The 18,591-nt window shown below is 62.4% G+C and carries 22 protein-coding genes; 12 read left to right on the forward strand and 10 right to left on the reverse strand.

The window, feature by feature from the left end; all coding sequences use genetic code 11:
* Window positions 1–4 precede the first annotated feature (4 nt).
* Window positions 5–1,156, reverse strand: a complete 1,152-nt coding sequence (locus F7R90_RS10335; RefSeq protein ID WP_158057369.1) for an NAD(P)/FAD-dependent oxidoreductase — start codon at window positions 1,154–1,156, stop codon at window positions 5–7.
* A gap of 60 nt (window positions 1,157–1,216) precedes the next feature.
* Window positions 1,217–2,197, reverse strand: coding sequence for a phosphomevalonate decarboxylase MvaD (gene mvaD, locus F7R90_RS10340; RefSeq protein ID WP_158057370.1), 981 nt, complete (start codon window positions 2,195–2,197; stop codon window positions 1,217–1,219).
* Window positions 2,198–2,865: 668 nt separating this feature from the next.
* Between mvaD and nth the strand changes: the two genes are divergently transcribed.
* Entirely contained in the window at window positions 2,866–3,552 is a 687-nt protein-coding gene (gene nth / locus F7R90_RS10345) for an endonuclease III (RefSeq protein ID WP_158057371.1), read from the forward strand.
* A 6-nt stretch (window positions 3,553–3,558) separates the two neighbouring features.
* Here nth and F7R90_RS10350 read toward each other — a convergent pair whose 3' ends face one another.
* From F7R90_RS10350 to F7R90_RS10360, 3 genes are all read right to left on the reverse strand, one after another.
* Window positions 3,559–4,020: a hypothetical protein gene (locus F7R90_RS10350; RefSeq protein WP_158057372.1), complete on the reverse strand. Its 462-nt coding sequence runs from the start codon at window positions 4,018–4,020 to the stop codon at window positions 3,559–3,561.
* A 44-nt stretch (window positions 4,021–4,064) separates the two neighbouring features.
* On the reverse strand, window positions 4,065–4,553 hold the full coding sequence (locus tag F7R90_RS10355) for a DUF7321 family protein (RefSeq protein WP_158057373.1): 489 nt from the start codon (window positions 4,551–4,553) through the stop codon (window positions 4,065–4,067).
* An 82-nt stretch (window positions 4,554–4,635) separates the two neighbouring features.
* Window positions 4,636–4,974: a DUF7344 domain-containing protein gene (locus F7R90_RS10360; protein ID WP_158057374.1), complete on the reverse strand. Its 339-nt coding sequence runs from the start codon at window positions 4,972–4,974 to the stop codon at window positions 4,636–4,638.
* Window positions 4,975–5,253: 279 nt separating this feature from the next.
* On the opposite strand from F7R90_RS10360, the gene F7R90_RS10365 reads away from it, so the two are divergent.
* The 8 genes from F7R90_RS10365 (at window position 5,254) to F7R90_RS10400 (ending at window position 10,401) form a co-directional block, all read left to right on the forward strand.
* The gene (locus F7R90_RS10365; protein WP_225741140.1) at window positions 5,254–6,156 is read left to right on the forward strand and encodes a DUF7319 domain-containing protein; all 903 of its coding nucleotides are present in this window, start codon (window positions 5,254–5,256) and stop codon (window positions 6,154–6,156) included.
* A 165-nt stretch (window positions 6,157–6,321) separates the two neighbouring features.
* Window positions 6,322–7,014 (forward strand): plastocyanin/azurin family copper-binding protein, encoded by a 693-nt coding sequence (locus F7R90_RS10370; RefSeq protein ID WP_158057375.1) that lies wholly within the window; start codon window positions 6,322–6,324, stop codon window positions 7,012–7,014.
* Window positions 7,015–7,016: 2 nt separating this feature from the next.
* Window positions 7,017–7,403, forward strand: coding sequence for a DUF7318 family protein (locus F7R90_RS10375; protein ID WP_158057376.1), 387 nt, complete (start codon window positions 7,017–7,019; stop codon window positions 7,401–7,403).
* 3 nt (window positions 7,404–7,406) lie between these two features.
* The gene (locus F7R90_RS10380; protein WP_158057377.1) at window positions 7,407–8,255 is read left to right on the forward strand and encodes a ubiquinol-cytochrome c reductase iron-sulfur subunit; all 849 of its coding nucleotides are present in this window, start codon (window positions 7,407–7,409) and stop codon (window positions 8,253–8,255) included.
* Window positions 8,256–8,257: 2 nt separating this feature from the next.
* Window positions 8,258–9,052, forward strand: coding sequence for a cytochrome b (locus F7R90_RS10385; RefSeq protein WP_158057378.1), 795 nt, complete (start codon window positions 8,258–8,260; stop codon window positions 9,050–9,052).
* Between the two features lie 4 nt (window positions 9,053–9,056).
* The gene (locus tag F7R90_RS10390; RefSeq protein WP_158057379.1) at window positions 9,057–9,818 is read left to right on the forward strand and encodes a cytochrome bc complex cytochrome b subunit; all 762 of its coding nucleotides are present in this window, start codon (window positions 9,057–9,059) and stop codon (window positions 9,816–9,818) included.
* Between the two features lie 15 nt (window positions 9,819–9,833).
* Complete coding sequence (locus tag F7R90_RS10395; RefSeq protein WP_158057380.1) at window positions 9,834–10,157, forward strand: DUF7315 family membrane protein; 324 nt, start codon at window positions 9,834–9,836, stop codon at window positions 10,155–10,157.
* Window positions 10,150–10,401: a DUF7314 family protein gene (locus tag F7R90_RS10400; protein ID WP_158057381.1), complete on the forward strand. Its 252-nt coding sequence runs from the start codon at window positions 10,150–10,152 to the stop codon at window positions 10,399–10,401. Before F7R90_RS10395 ends, F7R90_RS10400 begins: the two co-directional genes overlap by 8 nt.
* A 359-nt stretch (window positions 10,402–10,760) precedes the next feature.
* Here the strand turns inward: F7R90_RS10400 and F7R90_RS10405 are convergent, their stop codons facing one another.
* The 3 genes from F7R90_RS10405 to F7R90_RS10415 all read right to left on the reverse strand — a co-directional run bounded on the left by F7R90_RS10405 (window position 10,761) and on the right by F7R90_RS10415 (window position 13,527).
* Window positions 10,761–11,219, reverse strand: coding sequence for a DUF7313 family protein (locus tag F7R90_RS10405; protein ID WP_158057382.1), 459 nt, complete (start codon window positions 11,217–11,219; stop codon window positions 10,761–10,763).
* Window positions 11,220–11,289: 70 nt separating this feature from the next.
* Window positions 11,290–12,051, reverse strand: a complete 762-nt coding sequence (locus F7R90_RS10410; protein WP_158057383.1) for an NAD(+)/NADH kinase — start codon at window positions 12,049–12,051, stop codon at window positions 11,290–11,292.
* A gap of 165 nt (window positions 12,052–12,216) precedes the next feature.
* Window positions 12,217–13,527 carry a M28 family peptidase gene (locus tag F7R90_RS10415; RefSeq protein ID WP_158057384.1) on the reverse strand — a complete coding sequence of 437 codons (1,311 nt, stop codon included), beginning with the start codon at window positions 13,525–13,527 and terminating at the stop codon, window positions 12,217–12,219.
* 208 nt (window positions 13,528–13,735) lie between these two features.
* Here F7R90_RS10415 and pdhA point away from each other — a divergent pair, with 208 nt between their 5' ends.
* Both pdhA and F7R90_RS10425 read left to right on the forward strand, forming a co-directional pair.
* Window positions 13,736–14,803 (forward strand): pyruvate dehydrogenase (acetyl-transferring) E1 component subunit alpha, encoded by a 1,068-nt coding sequence (gene pdhA / locus F7R90_RS10420; RefSeq protein WP_394352020.1) that lies wholly within the window; start codon window positions 13,736–13,738, stop codon window positions 14,801–14,803.
* 79 nt (window positions 14,804–14,882) lie between these two features.
* The gene (locus F7R90_RS10425) at window positions 14,883–15,080 is read left to right on the forward strand and encodes a hypothetical protein (protein ID WP_158057385.1); all 198 of its coding nucleotides are present in this window, start codon (window positions 14,883–14,885) and stop codon (window positions 15,078–15,080) included.
* 38 nt (window positions 15,081–15,118) lie between these two features.
* Here the strand turns inward: F7R90_RS10425 and F7R90_RS10430 are convergent, their stop codons facing one another.
* Window positions 15,119–15,976, reverse strand: a complete 858-nt coding sequence (locus tag F7R90_RS10430; protein ID WP_158057386.1) for a cytochrome c oxidase subunit 3 — start codon at window positions 15,974–15,976, stop codon at window positions 15,119–15,121.
* 129 nt (window positions 15,977–16,105) lie between these two features.
* Window positions 16,106–16,891, reverse strand: a complete 786-nt coding sequence (gene coxB / locus F7R90_RS10435) for a cytochrome c oxidase subunit II (RefSeq protein WP_158057387.1) — start codon at window positions 16,889–16,891, stop codon at window positions 16,106–16,108.
* A gap of 291 nt (window positions 16,892–17,182) precedes the next feature.
* On the opposite strand from coxB, the gene F7R90_RS10440 reads away from it, so the two are divergent.
* On the forward strand, window positions 17,183–18,583 hold the full coding sequence (locus F7R90_RS10440; protein ID WP_225741141.1) for a heme o synthase: 1,401 nt from the start codon (window positions 17,183–17,185) through the stop codon (window positions 18,581–18,583).
* The last annotated feature ends 8 nt before the right edge of the window (window positions 18,584–18,591 follow it).

Here is an 18,591-nt window from a genome sequence, read left to right on the forward strand (position 1 = left end):
GGTTTTACGACTCGTGTTCGTGTCCTAACTCGCCACTGACGAGTTCGACCGCATTTCTGACGGCACCGACCGAGGAGAGATAGCCCGCGCCGACGGTCGTCTTTAGGGCGTTCGCGGCCGTGCCCGTGAGGACAGTCGGACCGACCTGCGCGACTGCGCCGTCGCCGATGGACACCAGCCAACCGGGCGAGTCGAACGCGAAGCGTTCGAGGCGCGGTTCGAACACGTCGGAGTCGTCCTGTTCGACGAGTCGGGCGATGTTCTGGGCAACGACTCGGGCCTCTCGAACGGCGGCCTGCGCGCTCGCTGGCACCGGTTCGCCGTCGGCGTCCACGACTCTCGCGGCGTCGCCGACGACGAAGGTTCCGTCGCCGAGGCGCATGGTGTTCTGGACCGCCGGGCGCTCGCCGTGGAGTGCGTCGGGGCCGCGGATGCCACCGGTCCAGACGAACTGGTCGTAGTCGATTGTTTCCCCTGTTTCTAACTCGATGGTGTCATGAGTCGCGCGCGCGACTGCAGTGCCGGTTCGAATCTCGACGCCCCGGTCTTCGAGTTCCTCGTGAACGGCTTCTTGGAAGTTCTCGGGGAACGCGGGAGCCACGCTGTCGAGTTGTTCGAGGAGCGTGACGGTGACTGCATCCGTTGCGTCTTCTTCGCGGGCGAGTGCCACGAGTTCGCCAGCGACCTGTACCCCTGAGAGTCCCGCACCGCCGACGACGACGTGGCCCTCCGGATTTGCTTCCAGTGCGTCAAAGAAGCCGTCGCGGATTCGCGCTGCGTCTTCGAGCGATTTGAGGGGCGTCCCGTACTCTTCGACGCCCGGCAGGTCGTAGAAGGCAGTCTCGGCACCGAGACAGACGGCAGCGTAGTCGTACTCGATTTCGTCTCCGGTGGCGAGCGTGACGACGTTCTCTTCGTGGTCTACGTCGGTGACTTCGGCTTGTCGAATATCCGCGCGGTCGAGTACGTCCACCAAATCGACCACGATGTCGTCGGCGATGGCGGGCCGCCGAATCGCGCGATGAATCTCGTGCTGGACGAGGTGGCGGCCGGTCTTCTCCACGACGACGATGTCTACGTCGTCCGAGAGCGTGCGCTCCAACTTGCGAGCGAGGGTCAATCCGGCGTAGCCCGCGCCGAGAACTACGATTCGCATACTGTTCCCTCGTAGGGCACGGAATGGCTTAGAAGTGGGGTTAGAAGAAGTTCCGTAGAATCAGAACAGTGCTTCGTCTTCGGGCAGAACTTCGGCGGGGCCACCGACTTCCCAACTCATCGTCTCGACGCCGCAGTCGGCGATGGCGGCTTCGACTTCCTCGACGTACTCCTCGGTGGTGTTGACGTACACGCTCGCGCCGGTGTCGGTGGAGTAGTAGACCGGAATTCCGTCCTCGCGCATCTCGCGCACAGTGTCGAAGATTTCGAGCGTCTCGGGCTTCCAGTAGACCCACGCGGCGGGGCCGGTCATGGTCGTCGCGGCGAGCGAGAGGGAGTCTTTCTCTGCGGTCTCGAAGACCCGGTCGAAGTCGCCTTCGCGCAGGGCGTCGCGCATCTCCGCGAGTTGGTCGTGGATGTGCGCGAGTCGCGCTTCGAACATGTGGCTGTCGGCGGCCTCACGGTGAGCCTCTTCGGTCTCCTTGTAGGCGGGGACGAGTCCCGCGACGATTCGCACGTCGTCTTCGAGCGGCGATTCGAGGCGCTCGGAGCGACAGTCTTCGTTGTTCAGACCAGCGTGGAGGTCCGAGAACCCACCCGTGACCGCGCGGGCCGCCGAGGAGGACCCCAGACGCGCGATGGTCGAGATTTCGGGGTGGGAGAGGTCGAGGTCGGCCGCGCGAACGAGTGCCATCGCCGCCGCGGCGAATCCGGACGAAGAGGAGCCGAGACCGACGTTCGACGGGAAGGAGTTCTCGCTCTCCAGTCGGACGGGGTACTGGGCGTGGTCGGCGTCGGCGAGTTCGCGCACGCGAGCGACGACTTTGGCGACGCGGTCGGCCGCGTGGCCAGACAGTTCCTCGCCGTCCACGACGAAGGTGTCCGAGTCGAGGTCGCCGTCGAACTCGACGGTGGTCTTGGTGTGACTCGGCGCTGTGCAGAGACTGATGGAGTCGTGATAGGGGAGTCGCTGGTCCTCGTCGCGCATCCCGTGGTACTTGACCAAGCCCTGAATCGGGTGGGCCTTCGCGGTCGCTTTCATATCAGGAGTGGTGTCGGTCGGGTGGTTAAAACTCTCCGGTCCACCTTTTTTCTCGTCGGGTGGCGACGGCGCGCTCCGCGCGCCTCGCCACCACTCCTCGAAAAATGTGGCTCAAAAAAGGGACGCTCGAAATCCGCGCTCGGAGCGCACGGATTTCTCACGTCTTCTGGAGACTTGCTCGACCGACTGCACCGCACAGCACCGCATGAGCCACAGACCTCCCCATCCGATTCGCTCACATTCGTTCGCTCATCCACTGAAGGACAAACCGCGTCCTTCAAGCCTTGACTCGCATCCGCTCGTCAAGACCTCGCGCGGCTGGTCGCGGTACGAGACCGCGACCGCACGCGCCGGTTGGTAAACATACGCGATGCTAACTTTAAGTGACGGCGCGCGCTGGCGCGCCCCTCGTGGTCGCGCCAACCCTCGCGCGAGGGATGAGCAACGAGCTTGGAAAACGCGGCGTGCCGCGTTTTCCAGAAACGAGTCGCGCAATCGGTTGGGGAGGGACGTGGCTCTCGCGGTGCTGTGCGGTCTCCTTGGTTTCGGGAGTAGCTAGCTCTCTAATGGTAGTCACTGATGTGGCAATTACTGAATCTCCAACTCCAACTCATCGAACACGATTCAAATCACCATTCTCAAAGCAACCCCCTCACAATCACACCATCATGGGAACAAAGCTCGAATCACGCGAAGCCCAAGTCGAGGAGGTACTCGATAGGCTCTACGAGGAGTATCCCGACTCCACGATTTCACTCAACTTCTCCAACCGACTCGAACTGCTCATCGCGGTCATGCTCTCCGCGCAGTGTACCGACGAGCGCGTCAACAAGGAGACCGAACACCTCTTCGAGAAGTACCAGTCCGTCGAAGACTACGCGAACGCCGATGTGGACGAACTCTCCGAAGACATCGGCTCCATCACCTACCACAACAGCAAGGCCGACTACATCGTCAGCAGTGCGAACCTCATCATCGACGAGTACGGCGGCGAAGTCCCCGACACGATGGAAGAACTAACAGAGCTGAAAGGTGTCGGCCGGAAGACCGCGAACGTCGTGCTCCAACATGGCCACGACGTGGTCGAGGGAATCGTCGTGGACACGCACGTCCAGCGACTCTCGCGGCGACTCGGCATCACCGAGGAAGAACCGCCGAAGAAGATAGAACAGGACCTGATGCCACTCGTGCCCGAAGAAGATTGGCAACAGCTTACGCATCTGTTCATCAGCCACGGCCGGGCGACCTGCACCGCGATAAACCCCGACTGTTCGGACTGCGTGCTGGAAGACATCTGTCCGTCCTCGAAACTCGACCACGACGTAGACCTCGCCAGCGGCGAGCCATGGGACTGAGCGTACTCAGTTCACTTCGGGAGACTGCAGTACGCCGATTCCACGAGCGAGGACGTACAGGAGGACCGTCAGGATTCCCGCACGCGTGGACGCGAGTACCAACGTCTCGACTGCGGCATTCAACGTGCTGTGGCCTGCGAGCGTCGTGGCGAGTCCGGCGAGCGCGAACCAGAAGACGACTGGCGTAGCGACGACGACTGCTTCGCGGCCGAAACTACTCGAATCGACCATTTTGGAGCGGTCACCCCCAGACGCGCTCCCGAGAGCGACGCTCCGGACGACGACGTACAGCACTGCCACGCTCGTGCCCGCGAAGACGAACCCCGTGCGAACGAGGTCGCCCGCATTCACGAGGAACGGAAGTTCGCTCATGGCGTTGGCTACCGCGCCGGTCGCGTAGAGGACGAGCAGAATAGCACCGATGCGGAGACTATCTTTCAGCAGTGATCGGAGTCGGAGCGGTCGCACTGTCGAACGCTTGAGGAAGTGACTGTAATAGGTCTTCCCAATCCTCACGCCAGCACGTACTGCAAGACGAACCGGACCATGCCGACCAGCCACGCCAATAGCCAGAACAGCACGTAGCCGACGACGCCGACTCGAAGTCGCCCTCGCCACGCGCCCATGTTTTCGTGGAGTTCGCCGATGTCTACGTCGTGGTCGGCGTCCTCCGCGTAAAGGTCGTGGTCGCGTTTGACCTGGAAGATTCGGACGATGCCCGTCAAGGCGACGATGAGCATCGCGTAGGCCTGCAAGCCGAGGAAGGCGTGGAGTGCGGCGAACCCCTTGCCGAACTGCTGTAGAAAGCGCGGCCCCATCCACGTCACCATCGGCACCGTCGTCAACAGGAGGCCGACCACGATGAACTTCAGGTGGTGGACCAGCACGGACCACGTGACGACCTCTTGGTCGAGGATGTACCACGCGCCGTAGACGTAGAACGGAAAACTGGCCGTCACCGAGAGGGCGGCCACTGTCGCTACCAGCGCGTCGCTGACCATAGACGGGGCTTAGGAACGCGCCGAATTAAGGCGTGCGAAACTCCGTCGGTACGCCCACGTCGTAACTCATCGTGGCACGCACTCAGAGTACGCGACACTCAGTTTCGGCGGTCTGACCGACCCACTCTTCGAGAATCGGATGGCCGTGATACCGAACCGTCTTACTCCGGGCGTCGTACTCGACTACGTCGGCCTCCGCCAGTTTGGGTAGTTTGGCGTGATACAATGAGAGTTCGAGACGGTCCGAGTCCGAGCGATGGTAGTCGTCGTGGTCACCGATGTGTTCGGCGAGTTCGGCGACAGACGCGACGCTCGTGTCGCTCTCGGAGAAGTAGTACAGCACGTACCGACACTCTCTGTCGGCGAGGACGCTGAACCACTCGTCGAACTTCCCGGACATTTCTCCCGGGTCTCCCGTCATGGTCGTGACGCTCTCGGTCGTTCCTGGACGAACACTGGATGCTAGTTGTGAACGCTTCGTAGGTGTTCTTGTCGCTCGTTTCTGTAACTAAACGCTAACTTCGTGGGCGCGTGGATTGATTTCGCCGGGTAGGGGTACGTAGTCCACTGCCACACCTTGTCAAACGTGAGTCCGACCCATAAAACCATGGTATGTGTGTTCATAGCATAGTAGTGCGAGCGCTCATCTCTTGTCGATGTGTCGCGGTGCTTAAGCGGCTACAGGTCTGAGTTCCGGACGATGACCGACGCCTCGGACGAACAGGCGGACGAACGACAACCCGCCGACGCGGAGTCCGCAGAGTCGCTCCGCGAGAGCGTCGAAGAGAAGTACGACTTCGAGGACTTCGGCCCGCGGGACATGGCCGAGATGTCCTACGAGGAGTGGGACGCCGCCTTCGACCCCGACACGTGGATAACGGGCGAGACGCTGTTGGACCGCGTCGAAGCCGACATCAAGTCGCGGGTGGCCGACCGGGACGTGTTCGCCGTCGTCGAACGCATCGAGCAGGACGGAGAACAGCGACTGGTCGCGTACTCCGACGAGGGCTACGCCGTCGTCTATCCGGACGGCGGCGTCGAGGGAAGCGGGACGGTCCTCCGAGACGTAAAACCGAGCGTCGCGCTCGCGTCGATGGAGGACTACGAGGTACCCGAACCGCCGGAGGGCGACGTGCTACCCGAACCTGCGGAAGTGCCGGAAGGCTCAGGGCAACTCGGCAACCAACTCATGCAGATAATCGCCGGTGCCCACGTCGTCGGCGGTATCGTGTTGCTCTCCTCGATAGTGATATTCGACCTGAGTTGGGACAACTACGTTCCCGCGCTCATCGCCGGACTCGGCTTCCTCGTGTTCGGCGGCTTCGTTTTCCTGCTGGTCGCCAACGCCCGACTCTCCGATAGGTTCCGCGCCGAAGAGTACCGCAATCGACTGCGTGCAGTCGGCATGGAAGAGGGCGAACGCCCGGACATTTTCGACGAGGACGGGACGTTGGTGGACTCCCTGCCCCACGAGCGTCCTCCCGAAGGCGAGGACGATTCCGACAGCGAAAGTGGTGACGCGTCCGGGGCGACCGGGCGCGAAAGCAGAGAGGCGAGTGGTACCGAAACCCGAGAAGCGAGTGCGGGACGCGGCACCGAATGACACGTTAGCCACGAAACGCGGCCGCCGATTAGACACCGCCAAATTCGCCGGTTAGAGGGGGTGGACGCTCGCTCGCATCGACCGGTCTCGGGGGTGTAGCGTTCCGAAACCGCCGTCCCGCGGCATCGGTGGCTTTAAGCGATTCCTGCCCTGAGTCCCAAGTGTATGAAGAGGCGGGACTTTCTGATGGCAGCCAGCGGTGTTGCTGGTGGTACAGCCGCAGGTGCGGCACCCGCCGGTGCGCAGGAGACGACTACGTCTCCCGGCAACAGCACGGCATCTGGCAACACCACGACCGCTGCCAATGGAACGGCGAGCGGAAACACGACCGCTCCGAACGGCACAGCGGGGGGCAACCAGTCGGCTCCCCAGAGTGGCGGCGGTGGCGGCCCGACGGAGACAGTAGCAGTCGGCCCCGGTGGCAGTCTCAAGTTCGAGCCTGCCGAGTTGACTATCGCGCCCGGCACCACGGTCAAGTGGGTCTGGGAAGGCGACAACCACAACGTCGTCCCCGAGAGCCAACCTGACGGCGCGGGTTGGGAAGGCACGGCGGGCGGGGCGAGCAAGACGTACAACACGGGCCACGAGTACTCCTTTACGTTCCAACAGACGGGCGAGTACTCGTACTTCTGTCAGCCACACAAGACGGCGGGCATGACCGGTACCATCACCGTCCAAGAAGGGGGCGCGTCCTCCGGCGGTGGCCACGCGGAGCAGGACCCCGAACACATGGGAGTGCCGTTTCAGGCCCACTACGTCGGGATTGCGACCCTCCTGATGATGGTCGTCTCGCTCGTGTACACGTTCTTCACCCTGAAGTACGGCGAATCGCCCCACACAAGCGGGAGTAACAGATAACAATGTCATCCACAGGCTCAACGTACGGCGACATCCACCGCTACGAACCGGCACGCGAGAGTACCGCGGCGGCAATCGCCATCGTGTTGCTCACGGTCGTCGAGGTCGTGTTCGTCGGCTTGTTCACCTACGGATTGGTCGGGGGCTGGGGGTACACCGCAGTCGGTAACATGTACCTCGGCTTCGTCCTCGCGATCATCTTCATCGACCTCGCGTTCATCCTCCTGCTGTACCGCAAGGAGTTCCTCCCGGACGTGATGGTCGTCAAGAAGCGCCGACGCAAGTGGGAAGACCTCTACGTCCGCGAAGACCAACTGGAAGACAGCGACACGATGGGTAAGGCGTGGGACCAACTCAAACGCGCAGTGTATCCCTACTACAAGCGATAAAACATGGCAGAAGACGACAAATATCCACAGAGTACAGGTCGTCGCCGCTTCGTGAAAGGCGTCGTCGGCAGCGCGTCCCTCGCAGGTATCGGGACCGGTGCCGCGACGGCTCTCAACTCCGCCACGGCACCCTCCGGTAGTGGTGGCGGTATCACGGAGTACATGGCGATGGAGAACACGGCCGGCCCCGCACCGCGCGGGATGCCGCAGGTACCTATCGAAATCGACTCGGAAGGCTACCTGAAGGGCGTCTGGCCCGAAGTCAAAGAGAAGACCCAGCAGGGTCGGACCATCAAGGTGGCCGAGACGAACATGGGTGGCGTCACCTACTCCAGCGAGTGGTTCCAGTACTGCGGCGTCCAGACGTACCCCGGCGTCGCACCCGAGGCCGACCAGGACAACTTCCTGCGCTACGTCGGCAACTCGAAGTTCGAGTGGCAGAACGAGACCGTCGAGAAGGGTCAGAAGGTCCACATCGACGACTTCAAAGACTACGAGTCGTGGGGCAACGGCATCGGCAGTAGCGGCGTTGGCAAGCCCGCATTGGCGACGTGGCGGTCCCAAGACGTGCCACCGGCGAACACGATGGTCGTCCAGGTCATCCGCTCGACGAACGTCGAGAAGATGGCGAAACAGGACGAGTGGATCAACGCGAGTACCGAGAAAGGCTTCATCGGTAACCTGAACAAGTGTACGCACTTCTGTTGCGTGCCGTCGTTCAAGGGACTGGCTGGCTCCGCTGGCTCTGGTGCGGAAGACATGATTTACTGTCAGTGCCACCAGTCGGTGTACGACCCGTTCAACGTCATCAAGAAGTCGTTCGTCGCGCTCCCGCGACCGGAGAGTGAGTAACGATGAGTTTGGAGCCTAAAGACGAACACGACCACGGCGGGTGGATGAAAGAGAAGAATCTCACCCCTGTCGAGACGACGTTCCTCACGGCACTCATCTGGATGGACCGTCGGTTCCGCATCGTCGATTATCTGGAGATCTTGGAGACCCTCTACTACCGGGTCAACATGCAGATGCCGAAGAGCCACACGGAGCAGTACAACTTGGACAACAAGTTCTGGTACTGGTATCCGCTGTACGCGCTCGGGAGTTTCTCGACCATCGCGTACGTCGTGGCCGCGATAAGTGGGGCCTTACTCGGGTTCTACTACGCACCATCGACCGCCGGAGACCCGTCAGTCTCTTACAACCAACTGGCGTTCATCATGACCGACCTGAACTTCGGGTTCATGCTCCGGTCGATTCACCGCTGGTCGGCACAGGTGATGGTCGCGGCAGTGTTCCTGCACATGCTGCGCGTCTACTTCACGGGTGCGTACAAGGAACCGCGAGAGCTTAACTGGCTGCTCGGCATCATCCTCATCAGCCTGACGATGGTGTTCGGGTACACCGGCTACCTGCTCCCGTGGGACCAACTCGCGTTCTGGGCGGGCCAGATCGGCGTCGAGATGAGCCTCTCGATACCGCTCATCGGCGAGTGGGTCGCACAACTCATCTTCGGTGGCTTCAGCCTCGGGGCGGCGACACTGCAACGGATGTACATCCTGCACGTGTTCTTCCTGCCCTTCGTCGTGACCGCCCTCATCGGACTACACATCGCTATCGTGTGGATTCAGGGCATCGCGGAACCCCACTAAGACCATGACAGACGAAGACAACGAACCAAAGACGGACGGAGGCGGTACTGGTATCGTCCCGCCGGACGACGAGACGCCCACGTGGAGCGAGCGTAAGGAGCGCACGCAGGGGCTCTCCCGGCTGACCTACGAATACTTCGAGCGAGCGCGGCGCGAGGACCAAGACCTGCGTCAGGAATCGAGCTACGTCGAACGGGACGTGCTGGCGTTCCCGACGTGGCCCCACGAGATGATTCGGAACCTCTCGCTGACGAGCTTCTTCGTCGGGATGATTATCTTCCTCTCGGCGACGCTCCCGCCGCACCTCGGCCCACCGGCGGACCCGAGTTCGACCCCGGCGGTCATCCTGCCCGACTGGTATCTCTACTGGTCGTTCGGCCTGCTGAAGCTCGGCCCGCTCAACCCCGAACTGGCGATTCTGGGCGGCGAGAAGCTGATGGCCGACCGAACGTACGGCGTGATGGCGAACGTCGTCGTCGTCGGCTTCATCGCCATCGTGCCGTTCCTGAACAAGGGGAGCGCGCGGCGACCCGTCGAGCAACCGTTCTGGGCGGCCGTCGGGATGTCCGGCGTCGTCTTCGCGGTTACCATCAGCGCGCTGTCGATCAAGAACCTGCTGCCCATCGACGCACACCTGACTTTCGACCTCGCGTTCCTGCTGCCCATCATCGGCGGCACCATCACCTACGCGGTGTTGAAGTCGATGCGCGAAGGGTACATGTTCGACCTCAACCAGCGGTACTACCGGCTTCGACCGCCGAAGTAACGACTTACGTTCTTCATGGCTTCTTCTTCCGACGACGACCACGACAGCGAGGGGGAGCGTAGCGCGCGCGAAGTCGTCGTCCCGCTCCGCATCTACAAAGTCGTCACCGTCTTCTCGACGATGTTCGCCGTCGCGTTCGTCGTCGGCGGGTTCATCGTCCTCGACACCGCGACCGGACAGGCAGGGCTCTCGTTCGCCGACGTGAACGTCCCGCTGGCCCTGCTCGGCGTGGCGATGATTTCGGCGGGCGCACTGGTGTACGCGTTCTCGACGCGCTTCCGCGCCGAAGGAATGGGAAAACCTAAAGACGGCAGCGACGAACCTTCAGATAATGGCTGACGAATTCATGAAAGGGGCTGCCATCGCGACCGGTGGCGGCCTCATCTGGATGGTGTTGTCGGGCTGGTACACCACGCCCGGTTTCGAAGACGCACAGCTCTGGGGTGCGATTCCCGAGGGACTCGACGCCTACGGACAGGCCGCTATCATGCTCCGAAGCGTGATGGCGTGGTTCATCATCTTCGGCATCCTCGCGTTCTGGGTCGTCATCCCGGCGTTCCAGCAGCTTCGCGCCGCGCGATAAGCCGTTCTTTCTCTTCGTTCTCCCTTCGTGGGTAGCTGTGTCTCAGTTTCGGCGGAGTCCAGTTCTTGCTCGCGTCGTCTAGGTGCTTCGTGCAGACCGTAGTCTCGGTCTGGTAGGTCGTGAGTGAGGAACTTCGAAGCCGCGCACGCGGAGGCGAGTAATCGGGACGCCGAAGCGAGAACGTAGTAGGAGCGCGGGACAGCGACAGTGCCCCAGCACCGAACAGTGAGCTACCTCGTACCGCAGAACGACCACCACGAACAGTGACGCCCGGGGAGAGCCGACACTACGCTCCGGCAGAATCGGGCGACGACGCGCACTACTCGCGCGTCGAGCCGAGAAAAAGGTCGGTCGAACGCTCAGATGACGGCGTTCCAGAGCGGTTCGACGAGGAAGAACAGGCTGAGGTAGCCCGCGTAGAGGAAGACGACGAACGACGCGACGAGCGCGCCGTTCGGCTTGCTCAACGCCTCGCCGTTGCGCAGTTCGACCTCGCGCGCCTCGAACTCGAAGAAGTCCGTGATGAACAGTCCCAGCACGAGCGACGAGAGGACGATGCCTGCGTGGTGGTGAGTCGTCAGGAAGTAGAACGACGCCAGCACGAGCAGCACGTTCGATACTTCGTGGACCACGTTACGGCTCAGATGTTCGTCGTGGTCGTCGCTTTTGGCCTGTTTCCGGTAGCTTCGTTGCGCGAAGAAGCGCGTTCCGAAGTTCACCACCACGAGACCGAGTATCACCCACAGGATGAGCGGTTTGTCGAGGATGTGTGTTTCGAGGACCGCGTCGATGGGTCCCAACAGTGACAGCGGTTGCATACTTCATACTCGGAAAGGCGGCGTATTATATCCTTTCCATCGCGCCGAGGAGTTCGACTCGGTCGCGCTGTCACCGGTCGAAAAAGTCACCGCTCTCTGGGACGCGAATCACGTCGAGTGGTTCGCCGTGGACGAGTTCGACCGGTGCGTTCAGCGGCACCTGCCGAACGCTCCGGTCGTCCAGCAACAGCGATACTTCGCCCTCGTCGCGTTCGACCGAGAGCGTCACCGGCTGTTGGGCGTCTAAGACCCAGTGGTCTACGTTCACCGCGAACGGCGCGATGGGGACGACGCCGACGACGCCGGTTCCCGGTTCGACCAGCGGTCCGCCCGCGCTTCGACCGTAGCCGTGGCTTCCAGTCGGCGTGGAGACGGTGACGCCGTCCGCGCGGAAACAGGAGACGCGTTCGCCGCGCGAGCGGACGGCGTACTCGGAGATGCGTGCTGGTTCGGTCGTCACGAGCGTCACGTCCGCGAGCGCGCGGCCTGCGAACTCGCCGCCGACCGAGACCGAGAGCGTCGCTCGTGGTTCGGTTTCGAACCCGCTGGTGAGCAGCGATTCGACCGCTCGCTCGGCTTCGGTTTCGGCGACCCCTCCGTATCCGGGCCCCGCCGCGATCGGAAGCACCGGCGCGTCGAGACCTTCACGGACCAGTTCGAGGAGTGGAGACTCCCCGACCGCGAGGACGGCTTCTGGCCCGGCGGCGACTACGTCGGCGGCTGAGCCGTGTAGCGGGTCGCGTCCGGCGGCTTCGACGGCACTGCGGACGCACTCCGTGAGCGACCCCTCACCGACGACGCCGACGGTGGATTCGTCGTGCGCGCTACTCATTGCTCCTCTCTTCTGTCGCTATCATTGAAAAGGATACGGAAGCCGTGACCGCGGAGAGTAAGCTCAGACTGTGGGTTACAGACGATATTTCCAACGCAATCAGAGCTTACAATTCTACTGTTCGGCAGTTGTAACGGAGAGGAATCCAAAATTTCCGGGGGTCGCCTAGAAGTCGTAGGGCCAGTCCCCGGTGATTTTCATGCCCTTGGCTTGGTCCTCATCCTCCAGTGCCTCGGCGATCTCCTCGGGGTCCTTGTGCGCCACCTCGAACTCCTCGTCAGCAACCTGTACGGTCAGCTCTGTCAGCAAGATAGCCTGCTCGCGCAGGTCCCGCACTTCCAGTTTGTCGAGCGTGTCCGCGTAGGTGTGGCCCCAGCCACGGCCCTCGTCGCCGGTTTCGCTCATGACGTGGTAGCCCGGCACGCCCCACTGGACGTACGGCCAGTGGTCGCTGTGGGGACCTTGCTCGGGAATCGTCTTGACTGGATGCTCGAAGTCGTCTGCAACGTCTCGGGCGGCTTGCTTCAGCGCGTCGAAACCGTGCGTGAAGAACGTCAGCGTGCGCCCGCGGACGACGCCGTCGTTGTTGACGATGGCTTTGATGCCGTCGAACTCCGCGTTCTCCGCGTCGTACTCCGAGCCGACTAACCCCACTTCCTCCGCGCCGTAGCAGATGAAGTGGACCTGAGTGTCCAACTCGTCTTCCCGTTCTGCGAGTGCGCGGGCCATCTCGACCACCATCGCCGTGCCCGCACCGTTGTCCATCGCACCCTCCGCTATGTCGTGGGCGTCCACGTGACTCGTGACGAGTACTGCCTCGTCGGTGTCAGGCCCGAGTTCGGCGTGGACGTTCTGGCTCGTCGCGTCGTGAACGTCCGCTTCGACAGCTACCTCGACCTCCTCACCGTCGAACCGGCGTGCGATTCGTGCGCCGACCTCCTTGCTGACGCCGACCGCCGGAACGTCGCCGATTGGTGCCCCGGCAGTACCGACGCTTCCGGTCGGCGGGAGACAGCCCTCGACGTGGTTCTTGAAGACGAACGCGGCCGCGCCGCCTTCGACGGCGTAGTAGTACTTCTCGCGGCGGTGGATGAACCGGTCGTAGTGGCTGGGGACGTTCGTCGCCACCATCACGACCTTCCCCTCGACGTCGGCTTCTTCGAAGTCTTCCGGCAGGCCGTAGCCCAAGTCTACGAGTTCGCCAGTCGCGTCCTCGTCTGGACTGCGCGGGAGCGCGATGCAATCCTGTGTAGTGTCTCCCGCGCGAATCTCGCTACTTCCGCGTGCCCACCCTTGAATGTCGAACTCCTCCAATCGTGCGTTCCGTGCGCCGACTGCTTCGAGTGCGTCGCGGGTCAGTTCCGCCGACGCTCGTTCGCCCTCACTGCCCGCCATTCGATTGCCGACGTTCACGAGGTCAATTAAATGATTCCACCCGGCGTCACTCGTGAACGTTTGTCCAATCCACTGTGTCATATGTTCACATACACGCGGAACGCGCGTAAGTTTTTCGAATCGAAACCTCCGACGATTCTTCAATTTTTGCCACTAACTGTGGGAGATACGTTCCCGATTCATAATTAGGTTTTTAAGCAGACTGTTCTTCTTTCGGGATTTTCGAGCCCCAGCGACTCTTTATTACGGAGGATACCGTTTGACTAACAGACAGTCGGTGATTGACGACATGGCAATTCAGGCACCCGATATGACGCGAGTCGTCGCCCCGGACGGCACCGTCGAGGAAGAGGACCTCGACATCTCCGCCGAAACGGTCGAAGAGATGTACCGTCTACAGGTTCTGGCCCGCACATTCGACGAGAAAGCAGTAAAACTCCACCGGCAGGGTCGTATCGGCACGTACGCACCCCTCCAAGGCCAAGAGGCCGCACAGGTGGGCGCGGCCGCCGCGCTCGCGGAGGCAGACTACTGTCTCCCGACCTATCGCGACCACGCGATGTATCTCGCTCGCGGACTCCCGCTCGAAGAAGTGCTGGTCTACCTGCTGGGCGAAGGCAACTACGTAGACCAGCAAGACCCCGAAACGCTGAGAACCTTCCCGCCAGCGATACCCATCGCCACGCAGGTACCCCACGCAGTCGGCATCAGCATGGCGGCAGACTACAAGGGAGACGACTGTGCGGCGCTGGTCAGTTTCGGCGACGGTGCGACCAGCGAAGGGGACTTCCACGAAGGCATGAACTTCGCGGGCGTCTTCGACGCACCGACGGTGTTCTTCTGCCAGAACAACCAGTGGGCTATCTCGGTCCCCCGCGAGCGCCAGACTGCCGCGGCGACCATCGCACAGAAGGCCCACGCCTACGGCTTCGAGGGCATCCGCGTCGATGGCAACGACGTGCTGGCGGTCTACCGAGCGGTCAAGGAATCACTCGAACGCGCGAAGGCCGGAGAGGGACCGCGACTCATCGAAGCGGTCACCTACCGACAGGGCGCGCACACGACCACCGACGACCCCTCGGTCTACCGTGACGACGAGGAGGTAGACGAGTGGGCGAAACGAGACCCCGTGGACCGGACCCGCGACTACCTCGAACTCGCCCACGGTTGGTCGGAGGAAGCGGACGACGAAGTTCACGAGTGGGCCGAACAGCGCGTCGCGGAGGCAGTCGTCACCGCCGAGGAGCGTACCGGACTCGACGTAGACGACATCTTCGACCACGTCTACGCCAAGACGACCTCGCGACTCGACGCCCAGCGCGGGCGCGTCGTAGACGAACCGGAAGTCGAGCGCTGAGTCGCTTACCCTTCTATCGGACTTGCCCGAGCAAGCCTGCTCTATTTCCCCGTGGAGCGCTAACTCTGGTCGAAGGCCAATGACAGTCAACGCAAACGCGAACTCGCTGAAGAACCTTAGTACCGTCTCGACGGTAATCGACGCCGCACTGGCGTTCGCCCGTGGCCGGACGAAGAGCGGGATGCTGCTCCTCGGCGCGGCCGCGCTCTCTTCGAAGATTCCCGGCATCGGAACGGCCACGTCGCTACTGGTGCGACTCGTTCGCTGGCTTCGCTGAGGAAACTTCTTCTTTAAAAAAGGAACGCTGTTCGCCGCTCAGAACGTGATTTCCGCGCCTGCGTACAGCACGACGACGAGGAAGATCCAAACGGCGTCAACGAAGTGCCAGTACATCGAGACCGTCTCGACGGACACGTCGCGGTCCGAGGAGTACTGTCCGTAGAGACCGCGCACGAAGATGATGCCGACCAGCACCGCGCCCATCGAAACGTGGAGTCCGTGTAGGCCGGTCAGGCCGAAGAACGCCGAGGCGTAGATGCCTTCGGTGAGCGTGAAGCCGTCGTTGACGATGAACTCGTAGTATTCGAGCACCTGTCCGCCGATGAAGATGATGCCGAGCAGGAGCGTCGCGCCCGTGCCGATGAGGAAGTTCTTGCGGTTCCCTTTCTTCAGTTCGACGTGGCCCCAGTGGAGCGTGATGCTCGAAAGCACCAGCAGTGCGGTGTTGATGAGGACCAGCGAACCGAGTAGGTGAGGCAGTCCGAGTGTTTCGGGCGACCACTCGCCGACGCGGATGAACGCGTAGTAGACGAAGCCCGCACTGAACGTCGCTACTTCTGACCCGAGGAACAGTACCATGCCCCATCTGAGTGCCTTACTGCCGTGGCCGTCGGAACTCCAGAACGCCTTGACGAACGCGTGGTAGACCCACCCGTACAGGCCGATTAGGAACAGGCCCACAGAGCCGATGAACACCGCGGGACCGGCCGCAGGGGTGACGATGGGTGATTCGCCGCGCGCGAGCAGGAACAACGCCGCTCCGACGTAGACGCCCGCCGCACCGATGGCGGTGATGAAGGGCCACCAACTCGCCTCGCCGAACCCGCGAGGCCAGTCCTCGACGGCCGGGAGGTGATGGCCGTGCTCTTCCGATGAATCGTCCGCTACTGTCATACGGTGAGAGTAGCGAGCGGAGTAGTAAAAAGCCACCTGAACGCGTCCGGAACTGACTGCCGACTGGCGGTCGGTCCGAACGGGAGTCTCTCGACTACGAGACGAGGAATCGAGCGGAAAAGAAGGTTATCAGTGTGCGAGACCGGAACTCGAGAGACTCGAACTGTTCGAGCTAGAGTTGTTGTTCGAACTTCCGCCGCTGGAACTGCTCTGCTGCTGAAGCCAGTTCTGGTAGCCCTGCTGGGACTTGACCTCCACTTCGCCGAGCATCTTCGAGTGGCCGACGCCGCAGTACTCAGCACAGTACAGTTGGTAAGTTCCCGTGCTGGTTATCTTCGTCTTGATGACGTGGCTCTGGCCGGGAACGGCGTCCTGTTTGAGCCCTAACTCGGGGACGTGGAACGCGTGGAGCCAGTCGGTCGAAGTGATGTTGAGATAGACGTTCTGGCCCTTCGGCAACACGAGCGTCCCAGTCGTGCTGACGTTCTGTTCGGGGTAGTCGAACTCCCAGAGGTACTTCTTGGCGGTCACGTCCACGACGACGGCGTCGCCGTTGGTCTCGATGTTGTTGCCGTCCTGCGTGTTCGTCACGTAGTCGTTCGCCATCACGCCGTAGGAGGCGTAGCCGACGACGAGCAGGACCAGTGCGGTGGCGATGGTCCACGAGATTTCGAGCCGTCGGTTCTCTTTGGTCGGTTGTGGGTCGTCGTTCTTACGGTACTTCCACACGGTGTAGATGAGGATACCTTCTACGAGTACCGTGATGGGAATCGCCATGTAGAGCAACTGGGTGTTGAGCGACCGAATGAGCTGTTCGGTCGTGGAGTCGTACCCCTGAGCAAGCGCCGGGTCCGCGAAGACCGCGAGCAGGGCGACACCCAGCAGCGTTGTCAACGCTGTCCGCTTGGAATCCATAACTAGTTGCGGATTAGGACGATTGGCATAAAAACTTGCTGACTTTGGTGTTTGGCTGCAGTATTTCGCCTGCTCCGCTCGACAGCGTTTCCGCTCGCCTTCCTTCGTATTTTCCACTTGCCACTGGCCGTATTCTTCGCTCGCGCCGCCCAACCTGACCACTCGCGGGTCGTCTCCGGCCAGTGGCGGGTCCGCAACCCAACACTGGCGGGTCCGCAACCCGGTCACGCACCGAGTCTGAGTCGGTTGTTCTAAATACGCCGAGACGGAAAGACAACGTAGTTGATTCGCGTGACCGGACAGACGATCTCTCGGCGGTTCTCTACGCTCCTCGCGGCCACGGCAGTCGGCGTCTATCTGCTGGTAGTCGTCGGTGCGACGACCGCACTGACCGACGCCGTCGCGGCCTGCTCGACGTGGCCAGCCTGTAACGGCCAGTGGCTCCCCCAACTCGGCGAGCCGAAACTCGCCATCGCGTGGGGCCACCGCGTCGCCGCGATGGCCGTAGGCGTCCTCCTCCTCGCGACGCTGGTCGTCGGCTGGCGAGACGCCGACCGTCGCCGCGTCCGACTCTCACTGGGTCTCGCGGCCGCGCTCTACCCCGTGCAAATCGGCCTCGGCGCGTTCGCGGCGACCACCGGCGGCGTGGCGACCCTCTCGGCGATTCACCTGCTGGTCGGGATGGCAATCTTCTCCGGCGTCGTCCTCGCGCTCGCGTGGACGCTAGAACCTGAGACGCCCGACGACCCGACCGGCTTCGCGGAGCCAGAACCGCTCTCCGAAGACGGCCCCGCACCGACCTTCGACGAACCGACGACGGCACTCGACCGCGTAAAACGGACTGCGAACGCCTACTTCCGACTGATGAAGCCGCGACTGATGTGGCTCCTCTGTCTCGTCGCGTCGGCGGGGATGGCGCTCGCTGCCGGACCTGCACTCCGCGTCGAGACTGTCGTCGCCACGCTCGCGGGCGGCGTCCTCTCCATCGGTGCCTCCGGCACTTTCAACCACGTCCTCGAACGCGACGTGGACGAGAAGATGTCCCGGACGAACGACCGGCCGACAGTGACCCATCAGGTGCCGGTGCGAAACGCGCTCGTCTTCGGGTTCGCGCTCGCCGCGCTCTCGGTCGGCGTGTTCCTCACCGTGAACGTGTTGGCGGCGATTCTGGGCTTGTTCGCCATCTTCTTCTACAGCGTCGTCTACACGCTGATGTTGAAGCCCAACACGGTCCAGAACACGGTCATCGGTGGCTTCGCTGGCGCGCTCCCGGCACTCATTGGTTGGGCGGCCGTGACCGGCGACGTCGGCGTCCCGGCGCTCGTTCTCTCTGGAGTCATCTTCATGTGGACGCCCGCGCACTTCTACAACCTCGCGCTGGCGTACAAGGACGACTACGCGCGAGGCGGCTTCCCGATGATGCCAGTCGTCCGCGGAGAGGCAGTCACCCGGAAACACATCCTGCTGTGGCTCGGCGCGACGTTGCTCTCGGCGAGTCTGCTCTCGACGGTGACGACGCTCGGGTGGCTCTTCGCCGCGACGAGCGTCGTCTTCGGCACCGTCTTCCTCTGGGCGGTCGTTCGACTGCACCGCGAGCGAACCGAGCGGGCGGCGTTCCGGTCGTTCCACGCGTCGAACGCGTACCTCGGCGCGCTACTGCTCGCGGTCGTCGCCGACGCGCTCGTCGTCTGAGTGGGAGA

Source organism: Halorussus halophilus (assembly GCF_008831545.1).
GTDB classification, from domain to species: Archaea; Halobacteriota; Halobacteria; order Halobacteriales; family Haladaptataceae; genus Halorussus; species Halorussus halophilus.